The sequence below is a fragment of the Sulfitobacter sp. AS92 genome (assembly GCF_038900015.1).
GTDB lineage: Bacteria > Pseudomonadota > Alphaproteobacteria > Rhodobacterales > Rhodobacteraceae > Sulfitobacter.
This window is the reverse complement of the sequence record NZ_JBBMQL010000007.1, coordinates 89,389-113,215: the sequence shown is the minus strand read 5'-3', so window position 1 is coordinate 113,215 and position 23,827 is coordinate 89,389. Positions and strand designations below refer to the sequence as shown.

Annotated in this window: 20 protein-coding genes and 1 tRNA gene; 5 read left to right on the top strand and 16 right to left on the bottom strand. The window is 61.1% G+C overall.

Going from position 1 to position 23,827, the window contains the following annotated elements; all coding sequences use genetic code 11:
* Positions 1 to 48: 48 nt before the first annotated feature.
* Positions 49 to 1,080: a TAXI family TRAP transporter solute-binding subunit gene (locus WNY61_RS13440; protein WP_342851931.1), complete on the bottom strand. Its 1,032-nt coding sequence runs from the start codon at positions 1,078 to 1,080 to the stop codon at positions 49 to 51.
* Between the two features lie 19 nt (positions 1,081 to 1,099).
* Entirely contained in the window at positions 1,100 to 2,962 is a 1,863-nt protein-coding gene (locus tag WNY61_RS13435) for a TRAP transporter fused permease subunit (protein WP_342851930.1), read from the bottom strand.
* A 128-nt stretch (positions 2,963 to 3,090) separates the two neighbouring features.
* Here WNY61_RS13435 and WNY61_RS13430 point away from each other — a divergent pair, with 128 nt between their 5' ends.
* Complete coding sequence (locus WNY61_RS13430) at positions 3,091 to 3,873, top strand: helix-turn-helix domain-containing protein (protein ID WP_342851929.1); 783 nt, start codon at positions 3,091 to 3,093, stop codon at positions 3,871 to 3,873.
* A gap of 20 nt (positions 3,874 to 3,893) precedes the next feature.
* Here WNY61_RS13430 and WNY61_RS13425 read toward each other — a convergent pair whose 3' ends face one another.
* From WNY61_RS13425 to WNY61_RS13395, 7 genes are all read right to left on the bottom strand, one after another.
* Positions 3,894 to 4,133 (bottom strand): hypothetical protein, encoded by a 240-nt coding sequence (locus WNY61_RS13425; RefSeq protein ID WP_342851928.1) that lies wholly within the window; start codon positions 4,131 to 4,133, stop codon positions 3,894 to 3,896.
* A gap of 65 nt (positions 4,134 to 4,198) precedes the next feature.
* Positions 4,199 to 4,579, bottom strand: a complete 381-nt coding sequence (locus WNY61_RS13420; RefSeq protein ID WP_342851927.1) for a response regulator — start codon at positions 4,577 to 4,579, stop codon at positions 4,199 to 4,201.
* A 16-nt stretch (positions 4,580 to 4,595) separates the two neighbouring features.
* The gene (locus tag WNY61_RS13415; protein ID WP_342851926.1) at positions 4,596 to 7,583 is read right to left on the bottom strand and encodes a GAF domain-containing protein; all 2,988 of its coding nucleotides are present in this window, start codon (positions 7,581 to 7,583) and stop codon (positions 4,596 to 4,598) included.
* 583 nt (positions 7,584 to 8,166) lie between these two features.
* A tRNA-Gln gene (locus tag WNY61_RS13410) sits at positions 8,167 to 8,241 on the bottom strand.
* A 62-nt stretch (positions 8,242 to 8,303) separates the two neighbouring features.
* Entirely contained in the window at positions 8,304 to 9,647 is a 1,344-nt protein-coding gene (locus WNY61_RS13405) for a mechanosensitive ion channel family protein (RefSeq protein ID WP_342851925.1), read from the bottom strand.
* A gap of 67 nt (positions 9,648 to 9,714) precedes the next feature.
* Complete coding sequence (locus tag WNY61_RS13400; RefSeq protein ID WP_342851924.1) at positions 9,715 to 10,707, bottom strand: NADPH:quinone reductase; 993 nt, start codon at positions 10,705 to 10,707, stop codon at positions 9,715 to 9,717.
* A gap of 77 nt (positions 10,708 to 10,784) precedes the next feature.
* On the bottom strand, positions 10,785 to 11,237 hold the full coding sequence (locus WNY61_RS13395; protein ID WP_113075671.1) for an SH3 domain-containing protein: 453 nt from the start codon (positions 11,235 to 11,237) through the stop codon (positions 10,785 to 10,787).
* A 212-nt stretch (positions 11,238 to 11,449) separates the two neighbouring features.
* Between WNY61_RS13395 and WNY61_RS13390 the strand changes: the two genes are divergently transcribed.
* The 4 genes from WNY61_RS13390 to WNY61_RS13375 all read left to right on the top strand — a co-directional run bounded on the left by WNY61_RS13390 (position 11,450) and on the right by WNY61_RS13375 (position 17,389).
* Complete coding sequence (locus tag WNY61_RS13390; RefSeq protein WP_342851923.1) at positions 11,450 to 12,436, top strand: D-glycerate dehydrogenase; 987 nt, start codon at positions 11,450 to 11,452, stop codon at positions 12,434 to 12,436.
* A gap of 103 nt (positions 12,437 to 12,539) precedes the next feature.
* Positions 12,540 to 13,943 (top strand): FAD-linked oxidase C-terminal domain-containing protein, encoded by a 1,404-nt coding sequence (locus tag WNY61_RS13385; protein ID WP_342851922.1) that lies wholly within the window; start codon positions 12,540 to 12,542, stop codon positions 13,941 to 13,943.
* A 210-nt stretch (positions 13,944 to 14,153) separates the two neighbouring features.
* On the top strand, positions 14,154 to 16,646 hold the full coding sequence (locus WNY61_RS13380; protein WP_342851921.1) for an FAD-dependent oxidoreductase: 2,493 nt from the start codon (positions 14,154 to 14,156) through the stop codon (positions 16,644 to 16,646).
* Positions 16,643 to 17,389, top strand: a complete 747-nt coding sequence (locus tag WNY61_RS13375; protein ID WP_342851920.1) for a hypothetical protein — start codon at positions 16,643 to 16,645, stop codon at positions 17,387 to 17,389. The genes WNY61_RS13380 and WNY61_RS13375 overlap by 4 nt, the downstream gene beginning before the upstream one ends.
* A gap of 91 nt (positions 17,390 to 17,480) precedes the next feature.
* Here the strand turns inward: WNY61_RS13375 and WNY61_RS13370 are convergent, their stop codons facing one another.
* The 7 genes from WNY61_RS13370 to WNY61_RS13340 form a co-directional block, all read right to left on the bottom strand.
* Positions 17,481 to 18,269 (bottom strand): GH25 family lysozyme, encoded by a 789-nt coding sequence (locus WNY61_RS13370; protein ID WP_342851919.1) that lies wholly within the window; start codon positions 18,267 to 18,269, stop codon positions 17,481 to 17,483.
* Positions 18,266 to 18,919, bottom strand: coding sequence for a DUF938 domain-containing protein (locus WNY61_RS13365; protein ID WP_342851918.1), 654 nt, complete (start codon positions 18,917 to 18,919; stop codon positions 18,266 to 18,268). Before WNY61_RS13365 ends, WNY61_RS13370 begins: the two co-directional genes overlap by 4 nt.
* Positions 18,916 to 19,854 carry an aldo/keto reductase gene (locus WNY61_RS13360; RefSeq protein WP_342851917.1) on the bottom strand — a complete coding sequence of 313 codons (939 nt, stop codon included), beginning with the start codon at positions 19,852 to 19,854 and terminating at the stop codon, positions 18,916 to 18,918. The genes WNY61_RS13365 and WNY61_RS13360 overlap by 4 nt, the downstream gene beginning before the upstream one ends.
* A gap of 65 nt (positions 19,855 to 19,919) precedes the next feature.
* The gene (locus tag WNY61_RS13355; RefSeq protein ID WP_342851916.1) at positions 19,920 to 20,537 is read right to left on the bottom strand and encodes a glutathione S-transferase; all 618 of its coding nucleotides are present in this window, start codon (positions 20,535 to 20,537) and stop codon (positions 19,920 to 19,922) included.
* A 114-nt stretch (positions 20,538 to 20,651) separates the two neighbouring features.
* Positions 20,652 to 21,725 (bottom strand): BMP family ABC transporter substrate-binding protein, encoded by a 1,074-nt coding sequence (locus WNY61_RS13350; protein ID WP_342851915.1) that lies wholly within the window; start codon positions 21,723 to 21,725, stop codon positions 20,652 to 20,654.
* Positions 21,726 to 21,795: 70 nt separating this feature from the next.
* A complete protein-coding gene (locus tag WNY61_RS13345) occupies positions 21,796 to 22,716 on the bottom strand; it encodes an ABC transporter permease (protein WP_322344251.1) in 921 nt (306 codons plus the stop codon).
* Complete coding sequence (locus WNY61_RS13340; RefSeq protein WP_342851914.1) at positions 22,716 to 23,798, bottom strand: ABC transporter permease; 1,083 nt, start codon at positions 23,796 to 23,798, stop codon at positions 22,716 to 22,718. Before WNY61_RS13340 ends, WNY61_RS13345 begins: the two co-directional genes overlap by 1 nt.
* Positions 23,799 to 23,827: the final 29 nt, after the last annotated feature.

Genomic DNA, 23,827 nt, shown 5'->3' with positions numbered 1-23,827 from the left:
CTACCTGCAAGTTGTGGCCGGGACGGTGATGTCCCGGCCGGTTTTCGTTCAGCCGCGCCCGACGGCGGGTATCGTGACGCCCAGTTCTTCAAGCGCGCGCAAAGCGCCGGGGTGCAGCGCCATGTTAAGGTCAGCCACAGCGCCTTCGGGATTGACCGCTTTAAGCCAGGGTGCGCTGTCCTGCATCTCTGCCACGCCTTCGAAGAAGGTCTTGGTCATGTCGTAGATCATCTGTTCTTCGGCGTCTTCGTTGGTGACGATCCCGACAGTGACACGCAGCGTGGTGGTATCGCTATCGTTCATCTGATTGTCGCCATAGGCACCAGCGGGCAGGGTGCCGGGGCCAAAACCGGGGCGGCTGGTCAGAGCCTTGACGCCTTCGGTTTCCATCTTGTCCTCGGGTATCCCCAAGAAACGGATCGGGTTGGTCACCGCGATCTGCGTCAGCACCGGGCTTGGTGCGTTGGTGGGGTTGCAGTAGATGTCGAGGTTTCCATCTTGGAATGACGCCGCTGCCGCATCCCAGCCGAGTTTCACCGCCTCATAGTCAGTGCCTGCTTCAAGACCAGTCACGGATTTGAACAAGCTCTCCATCGTGGCATAGGCGGCACCACCCGGGGGGCCAAGGAAAACGCGTTTGCCAGCAATCTGGTCAAGCGACGTGATGCCAGACGACTCGTAGACGGCAATGTGATAGACGCCCATTGGAAAGTTCAACACTGCGCGCAGTTTCTTGGCCAGTTCCGGGGCTTGATCCATCTTCTCATACATGGCCTTTTGATTGGTCATCAGGGCATTCACCGACGGCGAAGACATGCAAAACGCGGTTTTTCCCATCGCAACTTCAAGCACGTGGCGGGTAGCGGCACCGGTGGCATTGACCTGAATTTCATAGTCCGGCAATGCGCGGTTTATGATGCTGGCGAAGGTTGTCATCACAAGGTTCGGGCTGGTACCGGGGCCAAGTGTCGACATCCGCAGAAGCTCCTTTGCGAATGCGGCACGCGGCAGCATTGTCGCCGACACGGCGGCAGCGGCGCCCGCCAGAACGGTACGGCGGTTGAGATCAGTGGCTTTCATGATTTGATCCTCCCTATGGTCATGAAATTTGGGTCTTGGACGTTAAGTTCAGCCGGTCAACATACATCACCCCAAGGCCTGCAAAGGCGGCAATCCATGAAACGACCGGCCCGAAAAAGATCAGCGCGACGGCAAGGCCCAGTCCTACCGGCACCATGTAAGCCTTGCCGCGACGCGGGTAGCAGGCCCGCGAAATCAGGATCGTCGCAAGCAGAACAAACAGGATCGCCTGGGCGGACTCGGTCCAGCCAAACCCGGTTCCAAGCAGCAGTGCCGGTTTGTAGATGAAGGCAAAGGGGATCACGAAACCCGGCAGCGCAAGACGCGATGCTTCGAGCGCCGTACCCATCGGCCCTGAGCCTGCGATTGGCGCGGCTGCAAAGGCGGCCAGTGCCACGGGTGGTGTGATTGCCGACAGGACGCCGAAATAGAGCACGAACATATGGGTGTGAACAATCGGCACGCCCAGCTTTTGCAACGACGGTCCCATCACCAAGACGATGATAAGATAGGCGGGCACGGTCGGCATGCCCATGCCCAAGAGCAGACAGGCAAAGGCCATAAGGATCAGCGACAGGATCAACTGCTCATCAGCAAGGCTCGACAGAAGTGAGGCAAAGCGCAGCCCGACGCCGGTGAGGTTCAGCACGCCGATCACGATGCCGACAGCGCCGACGATGACCACAAGCTGCGCCGAGATGAGCCCCGCCGAACGGGCAAACTTGAGCCACGCAGCCCCGTTGAGCAACAAGTCCGGGCGAATTGCAAATCCCATGAGGGCAGCGAGTGCTACACCCACAAACCCAGCATAGGCGGGTGACGCGCCGCCCACCATGGTCACAACGATGCCAGCAAGCGAGAGGACGAATACCCCCATCTGCGCCATCTCGCGCCAGTTGAAAGAGACTTTCGGGCGGACTTCGTCGGTCAGCTCCATGTTTCGCGCAGCGCTAGATATCGCGACAAAAAGACCGGCGTAATATAGCAGTGCGGGAACGGTGGCAGCGGCGCAGATGGTCAGGTAGGGCACATTGGTGACGTCCGCCATGATAAAGGCCACGGCACCCATGATCGGTGGTGTGATCTGGCCCCCGCTAGATGCCGCTGATTCAACAGCGGCTGCGAAACGCGGCGAAAATCCGCGTTTCTTGATCAGCGGTATCGTTATGACCCCCGTGCCGACGACATTTGCCACAGCACTGCCCGAAATGGTCCCGAACAGGCCGCTTGCCACGGTGGCAGCCGCTGCCGGGCCAGAGCGCATGCGCCCAGTAGCCGCCATGGCAAGCCGCACAAGCACCAGATCGATTGCCAAAAGCTCAAGCAACGCGCCGAACAGAATGAAAATCAGAATGGTGGATACGACCGTGGCCATCGGGCGTCCGAAGACACCATCAAAGGAAAACCACAGAACCGTCATCAGTTCCTCGGTGGAAACCCCAGCATGGCGCAGAAAACCCGGTGCTAGATGCCCGAACGCGCCGTAGGCCAGTACGACCCCAGCCACCACGGCCATGACCAGACCGACCGAGCGCCGCGTCATCTCGATCACCGCGAATAGGCCCAGAAGGCCTATCCAGATGTCTGCGGAGCTTAGGAAATAAAGCCCTGTTTCGATTTCTTCGGCAGCTCGGAAATACTGGTAGACACCAAGGGCCAAGGCAATGCCCGTAACAGCCAGCAGAGCACGATCAGCCAGGCTGTCGGTGTGTCCAATCTTTGTAAGAATGATTAGCGAACCGCCCAAAAGCAGCATACCGACACGCAGGTAGGAGTCGGAAAAAACCCCGAAAACTGCCACCCAAAGCACAATGGAAATTATGGCTAGGGAAAGTGCTACAATTGTGTACGACAGATACACCTGTGGTTTGATTTGCAGCATGTTGTCCTCCCTGATGCGCCAACCCGCGGTTGCCTCGTCTCCCGTCCGAGGCAGGGGGCGCATGCATATTTTTATTGCGCCCGTCTGCGTCTGTCGAATAGGTATTTCACCAGGTGGAATGCACTGACATGACCAAACTTAACCGATCTATCGAACGCGGTCTCGCCGTTCTTGAGGTTGTCCATGCCTCGGGCGCGCTGTCCCTTGCGATGCTTGCCGAGCGCACCGATTTGCCCAAACCGACACTTTTGCGCATCTGCGCCACGCTGGAATCCCGGCGCTGGCTTATTCGCCGGAACAGCGACGGCTACTATCGGCTCGGGTCTGCCTTTCCGCGTGTTGACGGCAGGCCAAAACTGGTCGACCGTCTTGTTGCAGTCAGCAAAGAAGAGATTTTGCAGCTGTCCGAAAAGACGGGGCTGGCCGTTGATCTGGCTGCCAGCATAGGCGGAGGTCGCGTTGAAATCGTTGATACCACGCGATCCTTCCGTAAGCATGGCATTTACCCGGAAACAATCGGCTTTCGTCCTTCCCCGTTTCATTCGGCTCTGGGATTGGCCTATCTCCATGCCATGCCGAACGACAGCCGTTTACAGGCCGTAAAGGACTTGGCTGAGAGGTTGCCGCGCCAAGATGCGTTGGTTTCTGCGCAACTGCCGAAAATGATGAAGGCCATTTCCGCACATGGATTTGCCGTTAGGGCTGCCGGGCATTGGGGCAGGGCCGTTGATTACGGGGCTTTGCCGCATGCAATCGCCGTGCCGATTGTTGCAGGAACCGAGCCGCTCGGTGCGATTAATCTGGTCTGGAATGCCAGGGATTACCCAGTTGATACGGTCGTTCGCTGCCATCTCACACGCCTTTGCAAATACGCAAAGACCATCGGAGCGGCCTATCAAGCGTCCGCGTGAATGTTCGCGGTGAGCCCTATTTACTGGTTTACGCCATACCGCCCCTCGGCGGCCCCGAGACCGTGCGGGCTTGCTTGAGCCGCTATCCCCATCGGGTGGCGATCTAGAACCATCGCCTGGTCAGCGCCGATGCCCAAACCCATGCCTTCCGTTAGAAGGATTACCGCATCAAATCCGGCGACTGCCAAAGGGTCATGCGGCTGGCCACCCCCGAACTCATCCGCCGCTTCTTGACCCAGGTTCTGCCCGACGGGTGCCACCCGGCTGCCCTAAGGGTGCGCTGGCCAAAAATATTTCGAAAGCCAATCGACACACAGCATGTAAGTTAGAGAGACCGCGAAATCTCAACGCTTAGCCGTCGAGCCAACTCGGAAGGGGCAGTGGGTTTGGTGCATACCTGCAATTCAGGATGGGCCTCACGCAGTGCCTGCGGCAAGCCCACTCCGGTATGCACGACAACCGGCACTCGTGGACGAAGCACGGCAAGCACCGGGCCTATTTTTCCATCAGGTAGATCGACATCGACGATAGCTGCATCCGGCAACTCGTTCTCAATCAGCTTCAGGGCCTGAGCGACAGAAGAAGCCGGTCCCAAGGGGACCCCCCCCGCCTCCTCAACGCCGAAGGCAAGATCCAGCGCGATGAACGGTTCGTCCTCAACGATCAGAACCTTGAGGCCGGCGAGATACTGGTCAGTTCCGGGCATAACTTTGCTCCTCATTCTACTGTGCGAGGCGATCACACGCAGCGGTCAGGCGAACCTCGAGCCCGCTTTGATGCCAGACATGTTCAATCCCACCGCCCAATTGTCCGGTGGCGCTCAGCCGTGCGAGCTGGCTTCCAAAGCCAGTTTGCAGCGGGGGGCCTGCTAACTCCGGGCCACCCGTTTCTGTCCAATCCAGCGTCAACACGTCTTCCGCAAGGTCCCAGGCTACGCGCAGCTTCCCATTTGCAGCCGAAAGAGCACCATATTTCGCCGCGTTGGTTGCCATCTCGTGCAAGATAAGCGCGAAACCTGTTGTAGATGTGGGCCCAAGCTCCACTGGGGGGCCCGTGAGGTCAAGCACCCCAGGGCGCCCCTCGATATACGGCTCCAAGACCACCTCAATCAGACTATGGAGACTGCTGGGGGCCTCGTGGTTCTGGCGTGAGGTGATTGAGCTGCTGATCAACTCATGCGCGCGGGCGAGTGCCATCACGCGGCCAGTCAATGACGACGACATTTCCTCCACGTTGGTCGCGTGCCGGGCTGTCATCTTGATCATGCCCGCCGTAATTGAGAACAGGTTCTTCACCCGGTGGTTCAACTCGCGCATCAGCAGCTGCTGTGCCTCTTCGGCCTGCTTGCGTTCGCTGATATCAAGTATGTTGCAAACCGCGCCCTGCAGTTCCCCTTGCCAGATCACGGGGCGAACCCAGTATTCCACAGGGAAGGACGTGCCATCTGTCCGATAGAACACCTCGTCGTCGACATGAGCCATCTCACCGGTCGAGGCGACATGGTAGATCGGGCAATCTTTGTGGGGGTAGGGCGAGCCGTCTACGTGCGAGTGATGAATGATGTCGTGCAACTGTTTACCAATAACATCCTCTTCTTTGTCGAAACCCAGCATGCGGAGGAAGGCCGCGTTGCAGCGGGTCGTATACCCCCCCTTGTCGACCGCATAGAAGCCGTCGGCAGTGGCATCCAGCAAAAGCGCCAGATCGGCTTCGCGCCGCTTGAGATCGCTCTCAATCTGCCTGCGTTGTTGAATGTCGATCAGCACGCCAGGGAACCGAATTGCCTGACCCGCGCTATCATGTTCGCAATGTCCACTGGCCTCTACCCAGCGATAACATCCATCCGCATGCTTTGAACGGTATTCAGCTCTGTAGGTGCCCCCAACTCGAACAGATTCCTCGATCTTGGTTTGCACCTGCTCCCAATCTTCGGGGTGGACGGAGGCGGCCACATCGGCGATGGGCATCCCCTCACGGCAGCGGTCAACTGAAAGTCCAAAGGACTTTGCAAAACGCTCGTCAGCGGTGACGATATCCTCCGGGATATTCCATATCCAAGTGCCGATAATGGCACCGGCCTCCAAGGCCAAATCGATCCGTTCATGCGCCAGCTCCAAATCGCTCTTAATTTGGATCAGTTCTTCCTCAGCTCGGCGCCGCACTTCGATCTCGTTATGCGCTGAGCGGTAGAGACGCGCGTTGTCCAGCGCGATAGATGCCTGACCCGCGAGCCCATCCATGAGCCTTTCATGATGAACCGAGAACTGTCTGGATTTTTCATGGCCGAAGAACAAGCCACCCAGCACCTCACCCGACCGCGATACCACCGGAACGGCTAAGTAGCTGCGGACGGGCAGATGCCCTTCTGGCATGCCCCGATGCGGCGCATTCTGGCCATAGCGCAGGTCGGCTGTGATGTCGTCAGACCGAACAACGCCGTCCCCGGCGAAAGTTGGTGCGAAAATCTTTGTATTGCGCGGCATCGGGAACTTGCTGAAAGCCGACCTGTCGACGCCGGACAGAGAATAGAGCATGTAGCTTTCGCCCGACCCATCGGTGATATTGTAGAAGAAGGCACCGAACTGTGCGCCTGTGAGTTCGACGCCGGCATCGGTGACCATCTGCACCAGTGCTTCTTGGTCCAATTCGGCCGCAACACCAGCGCCGGTGCGGTTCAAGGTTTCAAGCAGCCGGCTCTGATCGTTTAGCGCTTCTTGGGCTGCATAGCGTTCAAGGACCAGAGCAGTGATCTGAGCCACCAGATCAAGAAAATCGTCTTGGGGCGCAGTTGGCAGTCCGGGTTCCCGTCTGTAAGTTGCAAATGTCCCCAGCAACTTGCCCCCGGTCCCGACCACGGGATGGGACCAACAAGCGCGCAGGTCGTAGGCGAGCGCCAAGTCCCGAAAATCCATCCATAAACTGTCTTGGGCAATGTCGGCCACGGCGACCGACGACTTGCGATGTGCCGCCGTCCCGCAAGATCCGGCCGCCGGTCCAATTTCCAACCCGTCAATGGCGACGGTATAGTCCTCAGCCAGCCCGATCGCAGCGCCGTGGAAAAGCCTAACGCCTTCCTTATCAGTCAAAAGGATCGAACAAGGAGAGTCTTCGCCGATAAACGTTTGAACCGCTCGCATCAACTCGTCGAGGATCACCTTTAGCGGCCGCTCCTGAAGGGTCAGCTCCAGTAGCCTGTGCTGCAATGTTTGCAGGTCGTCGGACCCATTCGCGCTGAAGGGTTCTGGTTGCGCGTCGAGGACAGTGCAAAGCACCGCCCTCGGCCGACCCTGATCATCTGCCAAGGGACTGAGAGACAGCGCACCCCCGGCGGACTGGTGATCGGAGGTGCAGGGCGTCGCCGTTGTCAGGCGGAGTACCTGACCCTGATCTACAACCTGTGCCAAGGCCGAAGGCAGGTCAGGCCACATGCCCTCCAAGCTCTGCATCGCAGGCTCCGCCAAAGCCTTCGGATGTGCCGCGCCTAATAGGGGGGCAAAGGCGTCGTTATAGAACAGGAACTGTTCAGGCCCCCAGCAAATAAAAGTTGGCGAGGGGGATGCCAATATGATCTGAAGCGCTGTCTTGAGGCTCTGTGACCAGTCCTGAGGCGCGCCCAGCGGATGCCCATGCCAAGCACGGGTCTCGATCAAAGATGCAACTTTGCCCCCGACCTTGAGAAACATCAGCCGTTCGTCCATATTTGAAAGCATTGATGCCCCTCCTCAGCGCGATATAACTTGCAAGCGGGCATAGGCAAGGTCGCGGCTCCTTGCAACGAGGTGCAACTCAAAGGCGGGATGCCATCATCACTCCCACCAACTCTCAATTATTCAAAGATTCAAAGTTGTTCGAGAATTGCCTCTACACTGTGGAGCGTGCCGCGGGCACGCACGACACACAGGCCTGACGCACAAGCTCCTTCAGCATCACCTCGATGCGTCCCGGGTTTACTGGCGGCTACTGAAGTTTCATCAGCATGTTTCGTTCTCCTGCTTCCACAGCGGTAAGCAGGTCAGCCGACCGCTTTACCGCTTCGGAGAGGATATTTGTTCGAAGAGAGACAGACAAAAATTCTGGGGCACCATTTTTTCACAATGGCGTCGTCCAGCGTCTTCGAAAGTAGAAAGCCCCGCTTTCGCGCACGAAATGAAGTTCCCACTTCCTTCGCGGGTCACTTGGCCTGCATCCCGGCCGATGTGAACCAGTTTGTGAGCCACCACGATGTGGAGACGGGAGGCTGTCCGCTTTATAAACGGCTATCCCGTTATGAACTATGCGCTTTTTCAGATGTGTTGGCTGGGATGGTAGGATTCGAACCTACGGTACACTGTACCAAAAACAGTTGCCTTACCACTTGGCTACATCCCAACACAGGGCGCTAATTAGAGTTCTCTGGCCCGGGGTGCAAGACCCGTTTTTGATAAATTGGCCTATTCTTCGGCTGCATCAACCGAGAGCAGGTCTTCACGGGGCAATTCGGCGCGTTCCTGCGCGACGATGCGGGTCAATTCACGGTCGGCCTGCGCTTCAACTGTCTGTACGGGGGCGGGGTTTGCGCTCTCCGTCGGCGCTTGGGGCGAATCTCTTTGCGCAGTGCCCGACGATTCGCTTTGCGTTATCAACCGGTAGGCCGGGGGCGGCGCGGTGAGGCCAGCGGCATCGAACGCCGATAATGTCAGGCGAATCGCCTCGCCGCGTGCGGCGGCCAGATCGGTGGTCTCTTGGTTGATCCAACCGGCGAATTGCATATTGATCCAGTGATCGGCCACCTCCTCCACCCAGGCGGCGGCTTCGGGGGAGGGGAGGACGAAATGCAGGTCATTCAGCACCTCTAGCGCCAGATCCCGGGCGCGGGCCAGATCGGCATCGCTGGCCACCGAGAGGGTAAAGGTGAACCGCCGCTCGGCGTTGCGAGAGTAGTTGATGATGCGGCTTTTAAAGACCGTAGAGTTCGGGATGCGCACATGGTTGCCGTCATAGCTGAGCAAAATCGTGGCGCGGCTGGTCAGGCGGATCACCTTGCCGGTGTCGCCGTCAATCTCGACAGTGTCGTGGGGGCGAAAGGGCTGGCGGATCGACAGCATGACGGAGGCGATGAAATTCTCCACAGTGTCACGCACCGCGAAACCGATGGCGAGGCCGACGATCCCCGCCGCCCCAAGAATGCCCGACAGCAGCGCCGTCGCCCCGAGGATATCAAGCGCCACGACCAGCGCTGCGATGATAAAGGCCAGCCGGATGATCTGGCGGTAAATGTCAGCGATAAAGGCGTTGGGGGCCAGCCGCTCCCACGGGTTGCGCAGCCGCGCCAGCGCCAGCCCGGCCACGACGATCAGGGCAAAGACACCAAGCGCCACCAAGGCCAGCGGCAGGAAGGCCACGGCCTGTTCCATCCGGTCGCGGAAGCGGTCCACTGCGGGATTGAGCCGCTCAGACACATCGGTGCTCTCGCGGACCTCGTTGCGGATCGCCACCACCCCTTCGACACGTCCCGCCAACTCGCTCAGCCGCTCGCCGCTGGCGGCGTCGAGTGTGGTGCCGCGCAGGGTGACGATGCCGGACGAGACGGAGACGCCGACCTTCTCAAACCCCTCAAGCTCGCGCAGGATGGTGCGGATGCGGTTGGCGATGGCGGCATCTGCGGTGGCGTCCCCTTCGACGGCGATGGTCCCTTCTGGCTGGTCGCTGGTTTGCGCCACGGCGGGGGCGTGCGGCAGGGCGATGAGCAGCAGCAGGCACAGGATCAGGCGGGGCAGGGCAGCAATCAGGCGCATGGGGGTCTCCGTCGACGGAAAGGGCCACCGCCCCTCCGTGAGGGCGGTGGCTTGGTCAATTAGCGCGCTACCCCTGACAATCGAGCAGCACCGCCCCGTTGCGGTGCCCGGCCTCGACCAACTCATGCGCTTTCGCGGCTTCAGCGAGCGGCAGGACCGTGTCGACTGGGCAGCGCAGCGCGCCGTCTTCCAGCACATGGTGCAGTCGGGTGATCGCCTGTTCGCGCGGGCCGGTGGGCAGCAGGTAGATCAGGATGATGTCGATGGTCACCGCTTTGAACAGCAGCGGGTAGAACGGCAGCGTGGGCGACATCTCCCCCGCCGAGCCATAGGCGGCGATGCGGCCATTGGGGGCGATGACCTCGGTGTCGGTGATGAGGTTCAGGCCAAACTCCGTCTCGACGATGGTCTCGACAGGCTTGCCGCCGTTGGCGTCCAGAACGGCACGGGCGAGATCGGGATCGGCGTAGTTCAGCACCGCATCGGCGCCAGCGTCACGGACCAGATCATTGTCGCGCGGGCTGCAGGTGGCGATCACTTTGGCCCCGCCCCATTTCGCCAGTTGCACGGCAAGGTAGCCCACCGTGCCTGCACCGCCTTGAATGAGCACCGTCTCCCCAGCCACCCCGCCGCCGCCGAAGACAGCGTGGCAGGCGGTCAGCCCCGGAATGCCAAGCTGCGCACCAACCTCGGTCGAAACACCTTTGGGCAGGGGCACGGCTTGATGTGCGGGCAGGGTGATCTGCTGAGCGGCGGTGCCAAAGGCGCGCTGCCACTGGGCGTTCCAGACCCAGACCTTTTGACCCACACGGGCAGAATCGACGCCCGCGCCGACGGCGATGATCTCTCCCGCGCCGTCGCTGTGGGGGATGACCTGTGGGAAGGGTGGTTTGGTGACACCGGGACGTGTGCCTGCGCGGGCCTTAACGTCGGAGGGGTTCACGCCCGAATGGCTCAGCGCCACGCAGACCTCTCCGGGTTGCGGCGTGGGGCTTTCGATATCCGTCAGCCGCAGCACATCTGCGGCGGCTCCGAATTCTTCATAGGTGATGGCTTGCATGGCGCTCTCTCCGGCTTGAATTTTGCCGGCAGAGTGGCGCAAGCGCCGGGATCATGCAATTGGCGTGAAAAGCAGACCTACTCGCGCAGTTCCTTGGGGCCAACACCCCAGAGCCGCACTTTCGGCGCCCAGCCGGTAAAGCCGCCCGAACGCAACTCGCACCATTCAAGCGTGCATTCGCCCAAACGGGCCACCACGCCCAGCTCCAACCGCGCCACGACGGCGGCCTTTGGGTCGGGGTTGACGTGAAGTTGCAGCATGTCTTGTTCAACCAGCACGGTACGCGTGCCCGACAGAAGCGAATAATGCACCCAGCCGCCCATGCCGTCGCGGTCTTCGATCCGGCGCCAGTGGCCGTGTTCGGCGGTGATCCTAAGCGGCAGGTCGCGGCGTTTGTATACCCAGTCGATGCGATGCGACAGGGACGGGCCACGGCGCACGTTGCCCTCGGAGGCTTTGAGCGAAACGAAACGGGGGAGAGGGAGGTTCGTAACCTGCCCGCGCGCCTCTTCTGTAGCGCCGGGGGACATCTGTGCCAAAAGCAGCGCGCCCACCAAAAGGGTGCTGCGAAGAAAAGCGGTTATCATGGAGTTGCCTGCTATGCGGTTCACTGCTGTGGGTCGGTGCTGTGCAAATCTGCGGTTTATTGTTGCTCTTTTTCCGGCGCGAGTTCTTGTGCCTCGTCGCTGCATGAGACACCATGCCTGTGAAACGAGGCGACGCCAAGACCGGGAGAGCAGGCATGTCAAAGAAGCGGTTGAGTGTTGTAGTGACGCGACGGTTGCCAGAGGCGGTGGAAACACGGCTGTCAGAGCTGTTTGACGTAACCTTACGCGAAGATGACAGGCCCATGACCCGCGAGGAATTGGGCGTGGCGATGCGCCATGCTGATGTGCTGGTGCCAACGATTACAGATGAAATCGACGCGCCGCTGATCACGCAGGCGGGCGAGCGGCTGAAACTGATCGCCAACTATGGCGCGGGAGTTGATCACATTGATGTGGCCACCGCGCGCCAACGCGGCGTGTTGGTGTCGAACACTCCCGGCGTGCTGACCGACGATACCGCTGATATGACAATGGCGCTGATCTTGGCCGTGACCCGCCGCATGCCTGAAGGCATGGCGGTGATGCAATCGGGCAATTGGGATGGCTGGGCTCCGACGGCCTTGATGGGCGGTCGGGTCGGCGGGCGGCGTCTGGGCATTTTGGGCATGGGCCGGATCGGTCAGGCCGTGGCGCGCCGCGCGCGGGCCTTTGGCATGCAGGTGCATTACCACAACCGCAAACGCCTGCGCGAAGAGGTCGAGAACGCGTTAGAGGCCACCTATTGGGACAGCCTTGATCAGATGGTCAGCCGGATGGACGTGATCAGCATCAACTGCCCCCATACGCCGAGCACCTTTCATCTGATGAACGCGCGCCGCTTGGGGCTGATGAAGCGTGACGCGGTGATCGTAAACACCTCCCGCGGGGAGGTGATCGACGAGAACGCCCTGACGCGGATGCTGCGCGCTGGCGATATCAAAGGCGCGGGGCTGGACGTCTACGAGCATGGCCGCGAGATCAATCCGCGCCTACGAGAGCTGAAGAACGTCGTGCTGTTGCCTCATATGGGGTCGGCCACGTTGGAAGGTCGGATCGAGATGGGCGAGAAAGTTTTGATCAATATTAAGACCTTTGATGATGGTCACCGTCCGCCTGATCAAGTTGTGCCCTCCATGCTATGAGCCCGCGGGCGGCGGCGATATGGCGGCTATTGGGTAAAAGTAATTTCGCAAGTTGCGCCCGCAGGGCTTCCTGCGGCGCACAGACGCTGTTTGGAGATGGAAATTGACGAAGATCGCAGAACTGCCGCGCAATGAGGCGGGCATTGCAGCCGCGCTAGAGGAATTGAGCCAAGCCTTTGGGCCCAATCTGCTGACCGGCCAAGCCATTCGCGAGCAGCACGGCCATACCACCACATGGATCAAAACGCAGGCACCCGACGGGGTGGTCATGGCGGCCTCCACCGACGATGTGGCGCAGGCGGTACGCATCTGTGCGGCGCATAAAGTGCCGGTCATTGCTTTCGGTACGGGCACCTCGCTGGAAGGTCATGTGAACGCCCCCGCTGGCGGCATCTGCATCGATGTGATGCAGATGGACCAAGTGCTAGAGGTCAACGCTGGCGATCTAGATTGTCGGGTGCAGCCGGGCGTGACCCGCGAGGCGCTCAATACCCATCTGCGCGATCAGGGGCTGTTTTTCCCGATTGATCCCGGTGCCAATGCCTCGCTCGGTGGGATGACCGCGACACGGGCCAGCGGCACCAATGCGGTGCGCTATGGCACGATGAAAGACAATGTGCTGAGCCTTGAGGTGGTCATGGCCGATGGCCGGGTGATCCGCACCGGGGGCCGGGCGCGGAAATCTTCGGCGGGGTATGATTTGACGCGGCTGATGGTGGGCTCGGAAGGGACGTTGGGGATCATCACTGAGATCACGCTGCGTTTGCAGGGCATTCCCGAGGCAATCTCCTCGGCGCGCTGTTCTTTCCCGACGGTGCAGACGGCCTGTGAGACCGTTATGGCGGTGATCCAATATGGGCTCCCCGTGGCCCGGATTGAGCTTTTGGACGCCGATGTGGTGAAGGCCGTGAACGCCTATTCCAAGCTGACCCTGCCCGAAACCCCGCTTTTGTTGTTGGAATTCCACGGCTCAGACGCCGGGGTTGTCGAACAGGCCGAGACCTTTGGCATGCTGGCCGAGGAATTCGGCGGCACCGGCTATGCGGCGACCACCACGCCCGAAGAACGCAACAAGCTTTGGCAGGCGCGGCATGATGGCTATTGGGCGGTGCTGGCGCTGCGTCCGGGGTGCAAGGCCGTCGCTACCGATGTCTGTGTGCCGATCTCGCGCCTCGCCGATGCCGTGGTGGCCGCGCAGGTCCGCGCCGAGGAGTTGAAGCTCATCGCGCCCATCGTGGGCCATGCGGGGGATGGGAACTTTCACGCGTCGCTACTGATCGACATGGACGACGCCGACGAAGTGGCGCGGGGCGAAGCCTTCGTGAGTTGGCTGGCAGAACTGGCGATTTCCATGGATGGCACATGTACCGGCGAACATGGGATCGGGCAGGGCAAACGGGCCTATTTGAGCAAGGAGTTGGGCGCTGCGGTGGATGTGATGGCGACGCTTAAGGCGGCGCTGGATCCGGATAATATTCTGAACCCGGGGAAGATCTTGCCGGGGTGAGATGGGGTAGCCTGCCCTGATGTTGTGCGGCGGGAAATACGGTGCACGGTATTTGGAAAAGGATGAAGATGTGATGGCGGCGCACTGACGCGGGGTTGGTGCGTTTGGTGAGGTGAGGTCGGTTTTTGGCCATGTTGGGTCGGCTGGTGCCTGCGGTCTCTTGCCTTGCTGCGTACAACGGGGAGGAGCCTAGGGCAGAGGGATTGGCACATGAAAACGCAAGTCAAAGCATTGGTTGTCGGTGGCGGCGCGGTTGGCACCTCGATTGCCTATCATTTGGCGAAGGCGGGCTGGGATGATGTGATGCTGTTGGAGCGGGACGAGTTGACTTCGGGCTCGACTTGGCATGCGGCGGGGCTGCTGCCGTTGTTCAACATGTCTTTTGCGACGACGCATATCCATCAGTACTCGGTCGAGTTTTATAAAACGTTAGAGGCTGAGACCGGGTTGAACGCCGGTTTTGCCGTGGTGGGTAATCTGCGGATGGCCCAGACGGACGCGCGGATGGATGAGTATATGCTCTATGCTTCGACCGCGGAGACCTGCGGTGTGCCGTATGAATGGCTTACCCCCGATGAGATCAAGGCGAAGTGGCCGCTGATCGAGACGACGGATTTGAAGGGCGCGCTTTATCATCAGACGGACGGCTATATTAACCCCGCCGATGTGACGATGGCGATGGCGAAGGGGGCGCGGCAGCGGGGCGTGGCGATTGAGCGCAAGTGGCAGGCGGATGCGTTTGAGTGGAATGGCACCCATTGGGAAGTGACCTGCACGAAGATGGTGGAGAAGGGCGGCAACCTTGTCGCCAGTGATGAGCAGATCGTCATTACCGCTGAGCATGTGGTGACCGCGAGCGGCAACCACGCGCAGCGCACGGCGCGGATGCTGGGGATCAAGATGCCTGCGATTCCCGTGGAACATCAGTTCATTGTCATGGACCGCGATCCGGCGCTGGTTGATTACCGCGCGGCGGGGAATGTTGAGCATCCGGTGATCCGCGATGCCGATGCGCAGAGCTATGTGCGCGAGGAACGGGGCGGCTGGATTCTTGGGGTCTATGAGAAGAACGCCCCGGCGCGGTTTGAATATGGGGTGCCGGACAGTTTCCGGGCCGATCTGTTCCAGCTCGATCTGGAGCGGATCGAAGATCAGTATATGGCGATGAACCACCGTATCCCCTCGGCTGAGAATTGCGGGTTGAAGGACGATTTTAACGGGCCGATTTGTTATACGCCGGATGGCAATCCGCTGGTGGGACCAGCGCCGGGGTTGCGGAATATGTGGTTGGCGGAAGGGTTTTCGTTCGGGATCACTGCGGCGGGGGGCACGGGGTATTATCTGGCGCAGATGATGGTTGAGGGCGAGGCCGAGATCGACATGGCGAGCCTTGACCCCAAGCGCTACGGCGATTGGATGACCACGGAATATGCCGCGCGGAAGAACGAAGAAGCTTACGATCACGTTTATATTTTGCACCACCCGGATGAGGAGCGCCCGGCGTGTCGGCCTCTGCGGACCTCTCCGGCCTACGATCGGCAGGCGGTGCGGGGGGCGCAGTTTGGACAGGTGAATGGTTGGGAGCGGCCGAATTATTACGCAACTGAGGGGTTTAGTGATCATGACAGCCGCTCGTTCCGGCGCGGGGGCTGGTGGCAGCACGCGGTGAAGGAAGCGCGGGCTATTCGTGAGGGGGTGGGGCTGATTGATGCGACGGCCTTTACCAAACATCTGGTACGCGGGCCGGGGGCGACGGCGTTTCTGGATTGGTTTACCTGCAACAAGCTGCCCTCGGTGGGGCGGATCAATCTGACATATGCCCTGACCGGGGCGGGGACGACGCGGACGGAATATACCATCGTGCGGTTGGCGCAGGATGAATATTATCTGGTCTCAGCCGGGGCGTGGACCGCCTATGACAGCGATTATCTGCGCAAGGCGATTGCCGACAAGATGCCCGAGGTGGGCTATGTTGAGTGCCATGACGTGACAACGCAGTGGGGCGTTTTTGCGATTGCTGGGCCAAAATCGCGTGATGTGCTGCGGGATTTGGTGCGCGATGCGGAGCCGGAAACGGTGCTGAGCAACAAGCGGTTCCCCTGGCTCACCATGCGCAACATTGAGTTGGGGATGGTGCCGGTGCGGGCGATCCGGGTGGCCTATACCGGGGAGTTGGGTTGGGAATTGCACCACCCGATTGAGATGCAGAACCATCTGTTTGATGCGCTGGAGAAGGCGGGGGCGCCGCATGGGATGAAGCTGGTGGGCGCACGGGCGCAGAACTGGCTCAGGCAGGAGAAAAGCTACCGCGCCTTTGGCAATGAGTTGGGCCGGGATGCGACCCCGTTGGAGGCTGATTTGCCGCGCTTCGTGGACCTGAGCAAAGAGTTTCACGGGAAGCAGGCGATGGTCGACCATGGCATCCGCGCGAAATGCGTGACGCTGCTGATTGATGGGCCAGAAGACGCAGATCCGTGGGGGCGTGAGGTGCTTTACAACGGCGAGCGTCGGACCGGGCGGCTGACTTCGGGTGGCTATTCCGTCGCATTCGGCAAGAGCATTGGCATAGGCTATGTGCAAGTTGAAGACGCGGTGGTAGGCACGAAGCTGAAGGTAAAGATGCTTGATCAACTGTGGGAGGCCGAGGTGGTCGAAGACAGCCCCTATGATCCGAAGAACCAGCGCATCCGGGCGGACGGTTGATCCGCCGGGCGCTGCTTGCTTTTTTCTGTGCGCTGGCGCTGACGGCAGCGTTGTTGCGGGACAATCCGGTTGTCAGCGCGGCGCAGGGCTATGCGGCGGATGTGGCGACGACGGCGGCGGCGTCTTATGTCACGCTGCGCACGTTGAATGCCTTTTTATCGACCGCGCAAGAGATCGAGGTGGGGCTGTCGTTCATTGCCTCCGGCTCGGCGCGGCCCCTGAAGGTGTTGGAGCCGATTGACGACACGGTTGAGCGGATCGCGGGGCTGGTTTTTGGCGTGATGGTGGCTACCGGAGTGATAGCCGTGGCCTTGGGGCCGGTAAGCGCCATCGGCATGGGGCTGCTGGCGGTTGCATTGGCTGTCTGGGCAGTCAGTAAACGCGGCCATGCGGGGCTGCCGCGGCGGTTGGCGTGGTATGGTGGATTTTTAGGGTTGGCTTTGCCTCTCGCGCTGGTGGTGTCGGAGCCGCTGGCAGGCCAGCTTACCGAGGCGGTCTATCTGCGCAATATGGAGGTGATCGAGGAGATCACCGCCCGTGTCGGCGGCAGTGGGGCTTTGGGCGAGGAAGAGCCGGGTCTGACCGAGTACCGGCAGCTTGCCAGCAATCTTTGGAGCCGGGCGGATGAGCTGATCGGCGCCTTGCTCGCGGTGTTGGGCGTGCATGTGTTTCGGATATTCTTGCTGCCGCTGTTGCTGGTGGGCGGGCTGTTTGTCGTCGCGCGGCATTACGCGCGAGATTGATTGCCAACAACTACGTTGCGGGCATTCCGGGTGGTGTGCAGCGGTATTTAAGAAAGGATGAATGAGGGGGGATGCGTTCCCCCCTTTGGCGTTAGCGCAGGGCGTGGGTGGCGACCCAGTTTTGCCACTCGACGCGGCTGCCGGAGAAGGCGTTGATGTCTACGTCACCGCCGATGCCGGGAACGATGCCGGTTGCGCTGTATTGCCAGAAGCGCCAGGTTTGGCCGGGGTAGGCCTCGGCGGGGGCTTTGGCGGTGGTGCGCAGCCAGAAGTCGTAGCCTGTAAAGCCGTTTAGGCCGTTTTGGCGGTAGAATTCTGGCGTGGTGTAGATGATGGGGCGTTGGCCGTAGTGACGCTCGACCACCGCGAGCCAGCGGCGCATCTGGTCGCGGACTTCGGCTGCTGGGGGTCGGATATGGGCGCAGGTGGGGGAGAAGGGGTTCCATTCCATGTCGAGCACCGGGGGCAGCATGCCGGGGGTGCGGGGGACGTTGCGGATGAACCAGCGGGCCTGATCCTCGGGCGAGGTGCAGAAGTAATAGAAGTGGTAGGCGCCGCGTTTGACGGCGGCTTGGCCTGCGCCTTGCCAGTGGGTGTCGAAGTTGATGTCTTTCAGGTCGCCGCCCTCGGTGGCTTTGATGAAGGCGAAGTTCACGCCGTTTTGCCGGGCGGTATTCCAGTCGATGTTGTTTTGAAAACGGGCCACGTCGATGCCGTGGACGGGATAGGATTGCGGGTTGCGACCGTTGAAATCCACCGAGTCGCTGTCGCCGAAACGCGCCGGGAAGAGCGTGCCGGGATCGGCGGGGGGCGGGGTGCTTGGGCTGCCACAGGCGGCGAGGGAAAGGAGCGACAGGATCAAGGCGCGGCGGAGGATCATGGGCTGGGCTTTCTGGCGATGAATGCGAGGTTGTTGGCGGGCATGTCCACTTCGTCGATCGGGCTAAGGCCCGCATCGCTAAGCCAGCGGGCCATGTCGATGTTGTCTTTGTAGCCGATCGTTGGGTCGGCGGCGCGGAGTTCGGCGTCAAAGCGGGTGTCGCCGGGGGAGGTGGTTTGGCCGTCGCGCTTGAAGGGGCCGTAGAGGATAAGTGTGCCGCCGGGGGCGAGGGCTGTGGCGGCTTCGGTGATCAGGCTCTGGGTGGCGGCGGTTGGGATGAGGTGCAGCAGGTTGGCCAGCATAATCAAATCGAAGGGGCCATGCTCGGCTGCCCAGCCGGGGCTGGTGGCGTCGAGCGGTAGGGCCGGGGCGATATTGGGCAGAACGGCCTCAGCCGCGTGGGCGTTGATGCTGGCGCGGCGGGCTGTGTCGATGTCGCTGGGCAGCCATGCGAGGCCCGGCAGGCGTTTGGCAAAGCCGACCACATGCTGGCCGGTGCCGCTGGCGACTTCCAGCGCGCGGCCTTTTTGTGGAGCGTGGGTTGCCAGCAGATCGCAAAGCGCGTCGAGATTGCGTGCGGCGGCGGGGGCGAAAAGACGGTCGCCGCCTGCGTCTTCGGCGACGCTGGCACTCGGGGGCAGTCGGCTCATGATTGCTCTTCCAGCCGATCGGTGGCCGGGGGTGGTGTGGGCGAGAGCGCGGCGATGGCGGCGTAGGTTTGCGGTGTCATCTGATAGGTCATCGCGGCCAGCGAGGGTTCAAGCTGCGCCAGAGAACGGGCGGAGATGATCGGTGTTGGTGCCGTTGGGTGCGCCGCCGCCCATGCCACGGCGAGGGTCGCAGGATGGGTGCCCAGATCGCGGGCGAGGGCGGCAAGGCCGGCAGCGGCGCCGTGCATCACCTCTTGTCCGTAGCGGGCGGCATAGCGGTCATCTTCGCTGAGGCGACCGGTGCCTCCGGTGGCATATTTCCCGGTGAGCAGCCCGCCGCCCAGGGGAGAGTAGGGCGCGACGAGGATGTCGAGGTCATGGGCCATGGGGAGGATTTCCACCTCGGCTTGGCGCTTGACGAGGTTGTACATCGGTTGGATCACGGCGATCTCTAGGCCGAAGTCGGCGGCGATATGGGCCGCTTTGACGACCTGCCATGCGGCGAAGTTGGACAGGCCCACTTGGCGGATGTGGCCCAGGTCTTTCAACTCGGCCAGCGTGGCGAAGCTTTCGGTCAGCGGCGTGTCTGGGTCGAAACGGTGCAGGTAAAGCACGTCGAGCGTATCAAGCTGCATCCGCTGGCGCGACGTCTCGGCAGAGGCGAGGATATTGGCGCGCCCTGCGCCGCCGATATAGGCGGCTTTGGTGGCCACGATCAGGCTGTCGCGGCGGTCTTGCACGAACTGGCCCAGCAGCGTCTCGGACGCCCCGTCGGTATAGACGTGGGCCGTGTCGAAATGGGTGATCCCCGCTTCAATACAGGCGTCGAACATCGCGCGAGAGGCTGCTGCATCGGCGCGGCCGCCAAACTGCATGGTGCCGAAGGCGAGGCGGCTGGCGGGGGTGCCATCAAGGCTGGTGAGCATCTGGTTCATGCACGATTGGTGGCATGGGCGCTGCCCGCGCGCAATGGGTTTGGCGCGGGGCAGGCGGTGGGGCGCTAGGCGTCCTGTGGCTCGCCCTTTTCTAGCGCGCGTTGGTAGGCGGGGCGGTTTTGGATCGTCTCGATGAAGCCCTTGAGGGCCGGATAATCCGCAGCCCGGCCTTGGCGCATGGCAACCTCGGCGGGGAAGCTCAGCATGATGTCGGCTGCCGAAAGCGTATCTTGTACGAAGTGGCCGGAGGGGCGCACGAGGCTGTTCATATAGCTGTAGTGGTTGTCCAATTCGGAACTGATACGCGGGTGCAGCGGCGCGGCGGCATCGCCCAAGCGCGAGACATAGAGGTTCAGCAGGATCGGCGTCATGGCAGAGCCTTCGGCGAAATGCATCAGCTCCATATGGCGCAGGAAGGCGGGGGTGTCGCGCTCGGGGATCATTTCGGGGGCGAAGCGGGTGCAGAGTAGATCGACGATGGCAGCGCTTTCGACAACCAACTGGCCGTCAATTTCGATCATCGGGGATTTGCCCAGAGGGTGCACTAATTTTAACTCAGGCGGGGCGAGGTTGGTCTTGGCATCGCGCTGGTAGCGGATGACGTCATAGGGCTGATCCAACTCCTCCAGCAGCCAAAGGATGCGCTGTGAGCGGGAGCGGTTGAGGTGGTGCACGGTGATCATGGCAGGGCCTTTCACGGAGTGGGAAAAGCGAGCCTAGCAACCCCGGCGCGGGCCGCAATGGAAAAGGGGCGCACGGTTGCCCGCACGCCCCTGTCATCTGTGAGCCGGTTCGGCTTACTGCGGGATCGTGCCTTCGATGCCTTCGACATAGAAGTTCATGCCCGCGAGCGTGCCGTCATCGGCGGTCTCGCCTTCGGCCAGCCAAGCGGAGCCGTCCTGCTTGTTGATCGGCCCGGTGAAGGGGTGGTATTCGCCGGATGCGATCTTGTCTTTCATTTCCAACGCTTCGGCTTTCACGTCGGCGGGAACGGCGTCAGAGATCTCGCCGATGCCGACCATGCCCGGCCCAATGCCGTCCCACGTGTCGGTGGATTCCCATGTGCCATCCATGACCGCTTTGACCCGCTCGATGTAGTAGGGTGCCCAGTCGTCGATGATCGAGGAGACGCGCGGCTTGGGGCCGTATTGCGCCATGTCAGAGGCCTGACCGAAGGTGATCACATTGCCCGCTTCCTGTGCCGCGGCTTGGGGTGCTGTGGAATCTGTGTGTTGCAGGACCACGTCGGCACCCTGTTCGATTAGAACCTTGGCGGCGTCGGCTTCTTTGGCCGGGTCAAACCATGTGTAGGCCCAGACGATTTTGAACTGAACGTCGGGGTTCACTTTCTTGGCGTGGATATAGGCAGAGTTGATGCCGCGGATCACTTCGGGGATCGGGAAAGAGCCGATGTAGCCGATGATGTTGCTTTCGGTCATCGAGCCCGCGATGTGGCCCTGAATGGCGCGGCCTTCGTAGAAACGCGCGGAATAGGTCGAGACGTTGTCGGCGCGTTTGTAGCCGGTGGCGTGCTCGAACTTCACGTCGGAGAATTTCTTGGCGACGTTGATCGTCGGGTCCATGTAGCCAAAGGAGGTGGTGAAGATCAGGTCAGCACCGTCGAGCGCCATCTGCGTCATCACACGCTCACTGTCGGGGCCTTCGGCAACGCTTTCGACGAAAACGGTTTCGACCTTGTCGCCGAACTCTTCTTCGACAGCCAAGCGGCCTTCGTTATGCTCGTAGGTCCAGCCGCCGTCGCCCACGGGGCCGACGAAGACAAAGCCGACCTTGGTCTTGTCTTGGGCAACAGCGCCCGAAGCAAGGCCGAGCGCAAGTGCCGCGCTGGTCATAAGGGTGGATAGTTTCATGAGGTTTCCCCTGTTTGCGTGCCCCTTGCCGGGGCTTGATGTGCGGCCGAGACCGCGAGATATGATGCCCCTAGTTTGAGGCGTGGAAGGTTCGGCCCAGTGAGGCCGGCGCGGCGCTTTTATCCGCCGACAGCACCACCAGAACGATGATGGTGATGATATACGGCGACATTGCCAGATACTCCACAGGAATGGCAACGCCCGCGCCCTGCAAGTTCAGTTGCAACTGGGTGATGCCGCCGAAAAGATAGGCACCCAGCAGCGCGCGCCATGGTTTCCAGCTGGCGAAGACGACGAGGGCGAGGGCGATCCAGCCGATCCCGGCGGTCATGCCTTCGGTCCATTGCGGCACACGGATCAGGCTGATGTAGGCGCCGCCAAGACCTGCGCAGGCGCCACCGAAGAGAATTGCCGCCGTGCGGATGCGCTTGACCTTGTAGCCAAGCGCATGGGCCGCATCGTGGCTTTCGCCCACGGCGCGTAGGATCAGCCCGGCGCGGGTGAATTTCAGCACCGCCCAGACAGCCGCGACCAGTGCGATGCCGAGATAGAGGATGATGTCATGGGTAAAGAGGATCGGCCCAATGACGGGGATATCGGCCAAGGGGCCAAAGTCGATATCGCCCAGCCGGGGCGGTTTGATCCCGACGTAGCTTTGCCCGATCAGCGCCGAAAGGCCGAGGCCGAAAAGCGTCAGTGACAGGCCCGAGGCGACTTGATTGGCCAGCGTGACTTGGGTGAGAAAGGCAAAGAGCAGGCTCAGCGCCGCGCCCCCGACAGCAGCGGCGGCAAAGCCCAAGAGGGGCGAGCCGGTCTCGACCGCCGTGGCAAAGCCACAGATCGCGCCGGTGATCATCATGCCCTCGACACCGAGGTTCAGCACCCCGGATTTTTCGACCACCAATTCACCGATGGCGGCAAAAATCAGCGGCGTGGCCGCGACCAGAAAGCCTGCGACGAACAAAAGCGGGTTGATTGCGGAAAGATCCATCAGACAGCCTCCGCCGCGCCAATGCGCAGCCGGTAATGGGTGAGAACGTCCAAGGCGAGCAGGAAGAACAGAAGCATCCCCTGAAACACTTGAATCGCGGCGGCGGGCAGGCCGAGGTTGGATTGCGCGATGTCACCGCCAATGTAGGTGAGAGCCATCAACCCACCTGCGAGCAGGATGCCGATGGGATGAAGGCGGCCAAGGAAAGCCACGATGATCGCGGTGAAGCCGTAGCCCACATTGAAGTCGATGGTGATCTGACCAGACGGCCCGGAGACTTCGAACATCCCCGCAAGCCCGGCTAGAAGGCCCGAAGTGCCAAGGCAAAACAGCACCAGCCGTGCCGGGTTCACGCCCGAAAAGCGCGCGGCGCGGGGCGCTTCGCCGGTGACGCGGATGGCAAAGCCGAGACGGTGTTTGGTTAACAGCACATAGGAAAAGATCACCGCGATCAGCGCCGCGACCACGCCCCAATGCATGCCGGACCCGGCGAAGAGTTCGGCGTTATGTGCGGGCGCATATTGTTGTAGGTTGCGCGACCCGGGAAAGCCGTAGCCTTCTGGGTTCTTAAGCAATCCCAATGACATAGAGGCGAGGAACTGTTCGGCGACATAGACCAACATCAGCGAGACGAGGATTTCATTCGTACCAAAACGCACCTTGAGAATGGCCGGGATCATCGCCCAAAGCCATCCGCCAAAGGCACCCGCGACCACCATCAGCGGGAAGATGTACCAGCCCTCTGCGGGGTAGAACGCCAGCCCCGCAGCCGCGCCAAAGATGGCGCCCATGATGTACTGCCCCTCGGCCCCGATGTTCCAGATGCCCGCTTTGAATCCAAGGCTGAGGCCGATGGCGATCAGTACCAAGGGTGCCCCTTTAATCAGCAGTTGCGGGCGGTAATAAAAGGCATATTCGCCAAAGATCGGCTGCCAAAAGATCGTTTGCAGCGCCACCACCGGGTCTTTGCCCAGCACGGCGAACAAGAGCCCGCCAAAGACGAAAGTGGCCAGTACCGCCATGATAGGCGTCGACAGGGAAAGGGCCCGACTGGGCTGCGGGCGCTTTTCAAGGCGGATCACAGATCACCCCCAATGGTCAAAGTGAAAGT

What these genes read in the sequence shown, in the direction of transcription:
- WNY61_RS13435 (WP_342851930.1), bottom strand. Translation starts at nt 2,962, where the DNA reads ATGCTGCAAATCAAACCACAGGTGTATCTGTCGTACACAATTGTAGCA.
- WNY61_RS13365 (WP_342851918.1), bottom strand. Translation starts at nt 18,919, where the DNA reads ATGAGCCGACTGCCCCCGAGTGCCAGCGTCGCCGAAGACGCAGGCGGC.
- WNY61_RS13390 (WP_342851923.1), top strand. Translation starts at nt 11,450, where the DNA reads ATGTCAAAGAAGCGGTTGAGTGTTGTAGTGACGCGACGGTTGCCAGAG.
- WNY61_RS13380 (WP_342851921.1), top strand. Translation starts at nt 14,154, where the DNA reads ATGAAAACGCAAGTCAAAGCATTGGTTGTCGGTGGCGGCGCGGTTGGC.
- WNY61_RS13415 (WP_342851926.1), bottom strand. Translation starts at nt 7,583, where the DNA reads ATGCTTTCAAATATGGACGAACGGCTGATGTTTCTCAAGGTCGGGGGC.
- WNY61_RS13350 (WP_342851915.1), bottom strand. Translation starts at nt 21,725, where the DNA reads ATGAAACTATCCACCCTTATGACCAGCGCGGCACTTGCGCTCGGCCTT.
- WNY61_RS13400 (WP_342851924.1), bottom strand. Translation starts at nt 10,707, where the DNA reads ATGCAAGCCATCACCTATGAAGAATTCGGAGCCGCCGCAGATGTGCTG.
- WNY61_RS13420 (WP_342851927.1), bottom strand. Translation starts at nt 4,579, where the DNA reads ATGCCCGGAACTGACCAGTATCTCGCCGGCCTCAAGGTTCTGATCGTT.
- WNY61_RS13360 (WP_342851917.1), bottom strand. Translation starts at nt 19,854, where the DNA reads ATGAACCAGATGCTCACCAGCCTTGATGGCACCCCCGCCAGCCGCCTC.
- WNY61_RS13405 (WP_342851925.1), bottom strand. Translation starts at nt 9,647, where the DNA reads ATGCGCCTGATTGCTGCCCTGCCCCGCCTGATCCTGTGCCTGCTGCTG.
- WNY61_RS13440 (WP_342851931.1), bottom strand. Translation starts at nt 1,080, where the DNA reads ATGAAAGCCACTGATCTCAACCGCCGTACCGTTCTGGCGGGCGCCGCT.
- WNY61_RS13370 (WP_342851919.1), bottom strand. Translation starts at nt 18,269, where the DNA reads ATGATCCTCCGCCGCGCCTTGATCCTGTCGCTCCTTTCCCTCGCCGCC.
- WNY61_RS13355 (WP_342851916.1), bottom strand. Translation starts at nt 20,537, where the DNA reads ATGATCACCGTGCACCACCTCAACCGCTCCCGCTCACAGCGCATCCTT.
- WNY61_RS13395 (WP_113075671.1), bottom strand. Translation starts at nt 11,237, where the DNA reads ATGTCCCCCGGCGCTACAGAAGAGGCGCGCGGGCAGGTTACGAACCTC.
- WNY61_RS13345 (WP_322344251.1), bottom strand. Translation starts at nt 22,716, where the DNA reads ATGGATCTTTCCGCAATCAACCCGCTTTTGTTCGTCGCAGGCTTTCTG.
- WNY61_RS13430 (WP_342851929.1), top strand. Translation starts at nt 3,091, where the DNA reads ATGACCAAACTTAACCGATCTATCGAACGCGGTCTCGCCGTTCTTGAG.